Raw genomic sequence first — 6,687 nt, 5'->3', positions numbered from 1 at the left:
CGCCGTACGGGACGAGGCCTTCCGCGCACTCGCCGGGGATCCACGGGCCGGGGAACAGGCCGCGGACATCGCCTCCGCCCTCCCGGGCCACCTCGACCTGGGCGCGGTCCGCCAGTTCGCCGGGGGGTCCTCGGACGGGGCGGCGCGGGCCGTCGGTGGTGCGATCGACGCCGGCAGCGTCGGCGCCGCGATCGACGCGGGGATCAACGGGGACACCGAGGCGATCATCCAGCAGGTCGCCGACGCGATCGGACGGGCTGACTTCGGGTCGATCCAACAAGGCCCTGCCGCGCCCGCACCCGCACCCGGTCAGGGCGGCGGCAACTCGGGGACTCCGTCGAGTTCGGCCCAGGTGGAGACCGTCGTCAACCGGGCGCTGTCCCAGCTCGGCGTCCCCTACGCCTGGGGCGGTGGCGACGCCAGGGGACCGACGCGGGGCATCCGGGACGGCGGCGTCGCGGACAGCCACGGTGACTACAACAAGATCGGTTTCGACTGCTCCGGACTGATGATCTACGCGTTCGCCGGAATCGGTAAGGCACTGCCGCACTTCACCGGGTACCAGTACACCGCGGGCCCGCAGTACCCGGTGGCCACCCGTAAGCGTGGCGACATGCTCTTCTGGCCCGGCCACGTGGCGTTGTACCTCGGAGACGGCAGGATGGTTGAGGCCCCGCAGTCCGGTGACGTCGTCAAGATCTCGCCGGTCCGGATGGCCGGGATCTCACCCATGGTCGTCCGGTTGACCTGACGCAGTCGCGCCGACCCGCAGCACCGACCCACAGCGCCGGACCCACCGTGCCGGACCCACCGTGCCCGGCCCGACCACTGGTCGGGCCGGGCACCGCCGTACACCGGTACTGTCGTCCACAGTCCGTCCTGAGGGTCCGGCCCCAGGGCCACCGACCCCCCACCTCGCGAAGGAGCCCTCCGCGGTGAGCGATCCCCACACCGACCACTCGCCCGACCCGGGCTCACGTTCCGCGGTCTCCGCGTCCTCCGCGGCCTCGGACGCCAGGCTGCTGGAGCAGGCGGTGTACGAGGTCAAGAAGGTCGTGGTGGGCCAGGACCGGCTCATCGAGATGATCCTGGTGGGTCTGCTCTCGCGCGGTCACATCCTCCTCGAGGGCGTGCCGGGTGTCGCCAAGACGCTCACCGTGGAGACGTTCGCCACCGTCGTGGGGGGCAGCTTCCGTCGCCTCCAGTTCACCCCGGACCTGGTTCCGGCGGACATCGTCGGGACCCGGATCTACCGGCAGGGCCGCGAGGAGTTCGAGGTCGAACTCGGTCCCATCCTCGCGAACTTCGTGCTGGCCGACGAGATCAACCGCGCGCCGGCCAAGGTCCAGTCGGCGCTGCTCGAGGTGATGGCGGAGGGGCACGTCTCGATCGGCGGCCAGACCTTCCCGATGCCGACACCGTTCCTGGTGATGGCCACCCAGAACCCCATCGAGAGCGAGGGCGTGTACCAGCTCCCGGAGGCCCAGCGGGACCGGTTCCTGTTCAAGCTCGTCGTGGACTACCCGAGCCCCGAGGAGGAGCGGGAGATCGTCTACCGGATGGGGACACGTCCGCCGGAGCCGTCCCGCGTCCTCGGGGTCGACGCGTTGATCCGGCTGCAGGACGCGGTCCGCGAGGTCTTCGTCCACCACGCGCTGGTCGACTACGTGGTCAGGGTCACCGTCGCCACCCGCGAACCCGAGAGGCACGGCCTCGAGGACGTGGCCAGGTGGCTCGCGTACGGCGCGTCCCCCCGGGCCACCCTGGGTGCCGTCACCGCGGCCCGCGCGCTGGCCCTGGTCCGCGGTCGCGACTACGTGGTGCCCCAGGACGTCGTCGACGTGCTCCCCGCCGTGCTCCGCCACCGACTCGTCCTCACCTACGACGCGTTGGCGGACGAGATCACCGCGGACACCGTCGTGCGCCGCGTTCTCGAGGCCGTCCCGCTCCCACAGATCAGCGCGGTTCCCGCACAGCCCGGCCCGCCGTCCTCGCGGTGACCCACGCGGACGAGGGGACCCGCGACGACCCGGCCGCGGCGGCGTCCCGCGCCGCCCTGACGCAGCTGGAACTCCTCGTCACCCGCCGTCTGGACGGGGTGCTCAACGGCGACCACCGGGGTCTGCTGCCCGGGCCCGGAACCGAACCCGGCGAGGCCCGCGCCTACGAACCCGGTGACGACGTCCGGACCATGGACTGGTCCGTGACGGCGAGGACCACCGTGCCGCACATCCGCCAGACCATCGCCGACCGGGAACTGGAGACCTGGATCGTGGTGGACCTGACGCCCAGCCTCGACGTCGAGGGTCGGTACGGCGCCAAGCGTCGCCTCGTGGAGGCGGCCGCGGCCACCGTCGGGTTCCTGTCCGCCGGGGGTGGCAGTCGTGTCGGCATGGTCCTCACCGGCGCCGGGCGGCCCCGGGTCCTCCGGGCCACGAGCGGGCGCGACCACGTCAGGCGGCTCCTCGAGGAGGTCACCCGCGCCCCGGCCCGGGTCTCACCCGGTGGGACCCTCGACGACGCACTCCGCGCCGTCCGGAACGCCGCCCGACGGCACGGACTCGTGGTGGTGATCTCGGACTTCCTCGCCGACGTCGACTGGGAACGGTCCCTGCGCGTCCTGGGGGCCCGGCACGAGTTCCTCGCCGTGCACACGGCCGACCCCCTCGACATCGCCCTCCCCGCGGTGGGCGCCGCACTGCTCCAGGACCCGGCCACCGGCGAGGTGCTCGAACTGGACGTCGACGACGCCCTCGCCGCCGACTACCGCCGGGCCGCGGACTCTCATCGCGCGGAGGTCCACGCCGCCCTACGCCGCTGTGGCGCCCCGGTCCTCGCCCTGCGGACCGACCGGGACTGGATCAGGGACGTGATCGACTTCGTCGGCGCACGCCGCCAGGGTGGCCTGCCCACCGGGGAGAACCTCGTCAGGGACCTGCCCGACGACCATCCGACACCGGGAGGAACGCACCGATGAGCCTGTCGGAGTTCCAGCACCCACTGTGGCTGGTCCTGGTGGTCGTGCCACTGGCCCTCGCGATCGGATACGTGATCGCGCTGCGATCCAAGAGGCGCAGGACCGTGCGCTTCGGCAACTTCGGCGTCCTGCGGACCGTCGACCGTGGCGGTCGACGCTGGTTCACCCACGTCCCCGCGGTGCTGCTCATCCTGTCGCTGCTCGCCCTGGTGGTGGCGCTGGCCGGGCCGCAGAAGGAACAGAAGGTGCCGCGGAACCGCGCGACGGTCATGCTCGTCGTCGACGTGTCACTGTCCATGGAGTCCACGGACGTAGCGCCCTCCCGCCTGGAGGCCGCGCAGCAGGCCGCCACCACGTTCGCCAACAACCTCACCCCGGGCGTCAACCTGGGACTGGTCTCCTACGCCGGAACGGCCTCGATGCTCGTGGCACCCACCACCGATCGGGGACCCGTGGTCCGCGCCGTCGAGCGACTCCGGCTGGACGAGAGGACCGCGACCGGCGAGGCGATCTACACCGCCACCCAGGCCGTCACGACGTTCACCGAGAGCCTCGGTGGCACCGACCAGGCGCCGCCGGCCCGCATCGTGCTGCTCTCCGACGGCAAGGAGACCGTCCCCGCCGACCCGACCGAGGAGCGCGGGGCCTTCACCGCCGCCGAGCGCGCCGAGGAGGCCGGCATCCCGATCTCGACCATCTCCTTCGGCACCCTCTACGGGACAGTGGACATCCAGGGTCGCCCGCAGCCCGTCCCCGTCGACGACGCCTCGCTGCGCACCATCGCCGAGATCTCGGGGGGTGACTTCTTCACCGCCTCCAGCCTCGAGGAGCTCGACTCCGTCTACCGCACCCTCGAGGAACAGATCGGGTTCGAGTGGAAGAAGGCCGACGCCTCGCGGCCGTGGCTCGTGATCGGGTCCCTGCTGGCGATGCTCGCCGCGGCCGGATCCCTGGTGGCACACCGCCGCATCCCGTGACGGGTCCGCGCACCCCCACAGGGTCACCCGTGACGGTTCGATAGGTTGGTGCACATGGTTCCCGACAGCACGCCCACCCCCACCCCCCGGACGGTCCTGGTGACCGGGGGCAACCGCGGCATCGGACGCGCCGTGGCCGAACGACTCGCCGCCGACGGCCACCGGGTGGCGGTGACCCATCGAGGGTCCGGTGCGCCCGACGGTCTATTCGGAGTCCGGTGTGACGTCACCGACCCCGACTCCGTCGACGCGGCGTTCACCGCGGTCGAGGCCGAGTTCGGCCCGGTCGAGGTGGTGGTGTCCAACGCCGGGATCACCGACGACACCCTCCTGATGCGGATGAAGGACGAGCAGTTCACCCGGGTCGTCGAGGCGAACCTGTCCGGCGCGTTCCGGGTGGCCAGAAGGGCCTCCCGGGGGATGCTGCGCGCCAGGTTCGGCCGACTCATCTTCATCGGATCGGTGGTCGCCCAGTCGGGCACCGCGGGCCAGGTCAACTACGCCTCGTCGAAGGCCGGCCTCATCGGGATGGCCCGCTCACTGACCCGGGAACTCGGCTCGCGCAACATCACGGCCAACGTCGTGGCCCCCGGGTTCATCGACACCGACATGACCGCCGGGCTGGACGACAAGACGCAGGCCCTCGCCGTGGCGGCCATCCCGCTCGGCCGGAAGGGCAGCGCCGACGACGTGGCGGGGGCCGTCAGCTTCCTCGCGGGGGACGACGCCGGATACATCTCGGGTGCCGTCCTGCCCGTCGACGGCGGAATGGGAATGGGGCACTGATCATGACCGACCACACCCGCACCGGGATCCTCTCGGGCAAGACCATCCTCGTCACCGGGGTGATCACCGACGCCTCGATCGCCTTCCACATCGCCAAGCACTGCCAACTCCACGGCGCCACCGTCATCCTCACCGCGTTCGGCCGGCCGTCGCTGGTGCGGGCGATCTCGAAGCGCCTGCCCGACAGGCCCGCGGTGATCGAACTGGACGTGCAGAGCGAGGAGGACCTCGCCGCACTCGAGGGCAGGGTACGAGAACACGCCGATTCGCTCGACGGGGTGGTCCACTCGATCGGGTTCGCGCCGCCCAGCTGCCTCGGCGACCCGTTCCTCGACGCACCGTGGAAGGACGTCTCGGTCGCCGTGGAGGTCTCCGCCTATTCGTACGCATCACTCGCCCGGGCGGTGCGCCCGTTGCTCAACCCCGGCGCGTCGATCATCGGACTGGACTTCGACCCGCGGTTCTCCATGCCGTTCTACAACTGGATGTCCGTGGCCAAGAACGCCCTGGAGGCGGTCAACCGCTACGTGGCCCGCGAACTCGGGCCGGAGGGCGTGCGGTCGAATCTCATCGCGGCCGGTCCCGTCAAGACCCTCGCGGCCAAGGCCATCGCCGGCGACGCGCTCGGACCCGGCGGAGAACTGGACCAGATGCAGGACGAATGGGCCGAGCGCGCCCCCCTGGGGTGGGACGTGAACGACCCGACCGCGGTGGCGACCACCGCGGTGGCGCTGCTCTCGGACCTCATGTCCGCCACCACGGGAACAGTGATCTATGCAGACGGTGGAGCCGGTACCGTCTCGTTCAGCGGACAGGAGAACTCCAGATGACCGATGGTGTGCTCGAGATGACCGGGCCCGTGGACGCCCTCCTCGTCCTGTCCTTCGGGGGGCCCGAGGGACAGGAGGACGTGATCCCCTTCCTGGAGAACGTCACCCGCGGGCGCGGGATCCCGGCGGAGCGACTCGAGGAGGTCGCCACACACTATCGACAGCTGGGCGGCCGCAGCCCGATCAACGACCTCAACCGCGAGATCATCACCCACGTCGAGGAGGAGTTGGCCCGCAGCGGCAGGGACCTGCCGGTGTACTTCGGGAACCGCAACTGGACCCCGATGATCGAGGAGACGGTCCGGCAGATGACCGCGGACGGCATCCGGACGGCGGCGGTGTTCGCCACCTCAGCATGGGGCGGCTACTCCGGTTGTGCGCAATATCAGGAGGACATCGCCCGCGCGCGCGAGCAGGTCCCCGGTGCGCCCTCGATGGTCCGCCTGCGGCAGTTCTACGACCACCCCCTGTTCATCGAGCGGTTCGCGGCCGACCTGCGCACCGCAGTGGACTCGGCGGCGCCGGGCGCCCGCGTCATCTTCACCGCGCACTCGGTTCCCGAGGCGGCGGACGCCGTCGCGGGGCCCCCCACGCTCGGAGGTCGTCTCTACAGCCGTCAGGTCGCCGAGGCGTCGCGGCTGGTGGCCCGGGCCGCCGGGGTCGCCGAGCACGACCTGGTCTGGCAGTCCCGTTCCGGACCCCCGAGCGTGCCGTGGCTCGAGCCCGACGTGGTGGATCATGTCCGCGAACTGGCGGGAAGCAGCGGCGTCCGCGACGTCGTGATCGTCCCGATCGGGTTCATCTCCGATCACGTCGAGGTGATCTGGGACCTGGACACCGAGCTGGTGGACGAGGTGCGCGAACTCGGCGTGACGGTCACCCGCACGGCGACCCCCGGACCGAGTCCGGAGTTCGCCCGGATGGTGCTGCAGCTGCTCGACGAGGTCGAGTCGGGGGTGCAGGGCGACAGACTCGGCGACGTGCCCGCACTGGGCTGCAACCGCGATGGCGCCCGCTGCGCGGTGGGGTGCTGCTCGCGGTAGACCACACCAGGACCACCGTCCCCCGGTCGCGCCTCAGGCGCCGCGCGAGGCCGCGTCCCCCGCGGCGGCGACCG

At 71.5% G+C, this 6,687-nt stretch carries 7 protein-coding genes; all 7 read left to right on the top strand.

Annotated elements, in window-relative coordinates; translation table 11 throughout:
• Positions 1-751 (top strand): NlpC/P60 family protein (locus G6028_RS17645; protein ID WP_241730655.1); only part of this gene is annotated, 751 nt, incomplete at its 5' end.
• 184 nt (positions 752-935) lie between these two features.
• Entirely contained in the window at positions 936-2,000 is a 1,065-nt protein-coding gene (locus G6028_RS09310; protein WP_182658708.1) for an AAA family ATPase, read from the top strand.
• Positions 1,997-2,977 carry a DUF58 domain-containing protein gene (locus tag G6028_RS09305; RefSeq protein WP_182658707.1) on the top strand — a complete coding sequence of 327 codons (981 nt, stop codon included), beginning with the start codon at positions 1,997-1,999 and terminating at the stop codon, positions 2,975-2,977. The genes G6028_RS09310 and G6028_RS09305 overlap by 4 nt, the downstream gene beginning before the upstream one ends.
• Entirely contained in the window at positions 2,974-3,954 is a 981-nt protein-coding gene (locus G6028_RS09300) for a VWA domain-containing protein (RefSeq protein ID WP_182609846.1), read from the top strand. Before G6028_RS09305 ends, G6028_RS09300 begins: the two co-directional genes overlap by 4 nt.
• A 54-nt stretch (positions 3,955-4,008) precedes the next feature.
• Positions 4,009-4,740 (top strand): 3-oxoacyl-ACP reductase FabG1, encoded by a 732-nt coding sequence (gene fabG1 / locus G6028_RS09295; RefSeq protein WP_182658706.1) that lies wholly within the window; start codon positions 4,009-4,011, stop codon positions 4,738-4,740.
• A gap of 2 nt (positions 4,741-4,742) precedes the next feature.
• Positions 4,743-5,570 carry an NADH-dependent enoyl-ACP reductase InhA gene (gene inhA / locus G6028_RS09290; RefSeq protein ID WP_182658705.1) on the top strand — a complete coding sequence of 276 codons (828 nt, stop codon included), beginning with the start codon at positions 4,743-4,745 and terminating at the stop codon, positions 5,568-5,570.
• Positions 5,567-6,613 carry a ferrochelatase gene (locus tag G6028_RS09285; RefSeq protein WP_182658704.1) on the top strand — a complete coding sequence of 349 codons (1,047 nt, stop codon included), beginning with the start codon at positions 5,567-5,569 and terminating at the stop codon, positions 6,611-6,613. The genes inhA and G6028_RS09285 overlap by 4 nt, the downstream gene beginning before the upstream one ends.
• Positions 6,614-6,687: the final 74 nt, after the last annotated feature.

Source organism: Dietzia cercidiphylli (genome assembly GCF_014145145.1).
GTDB lineage: Bacteria > Actinomycetota > Actinomycetes > Mycobacteriales > Mycobacteriaceae > Dietzia > Dietzia natronolimnaea.
The sequence above is the reverse complement of the archived record's forward strand: the minus strand, read 5'-3'. Positions and strand labels throughout refer to the sequence as shown.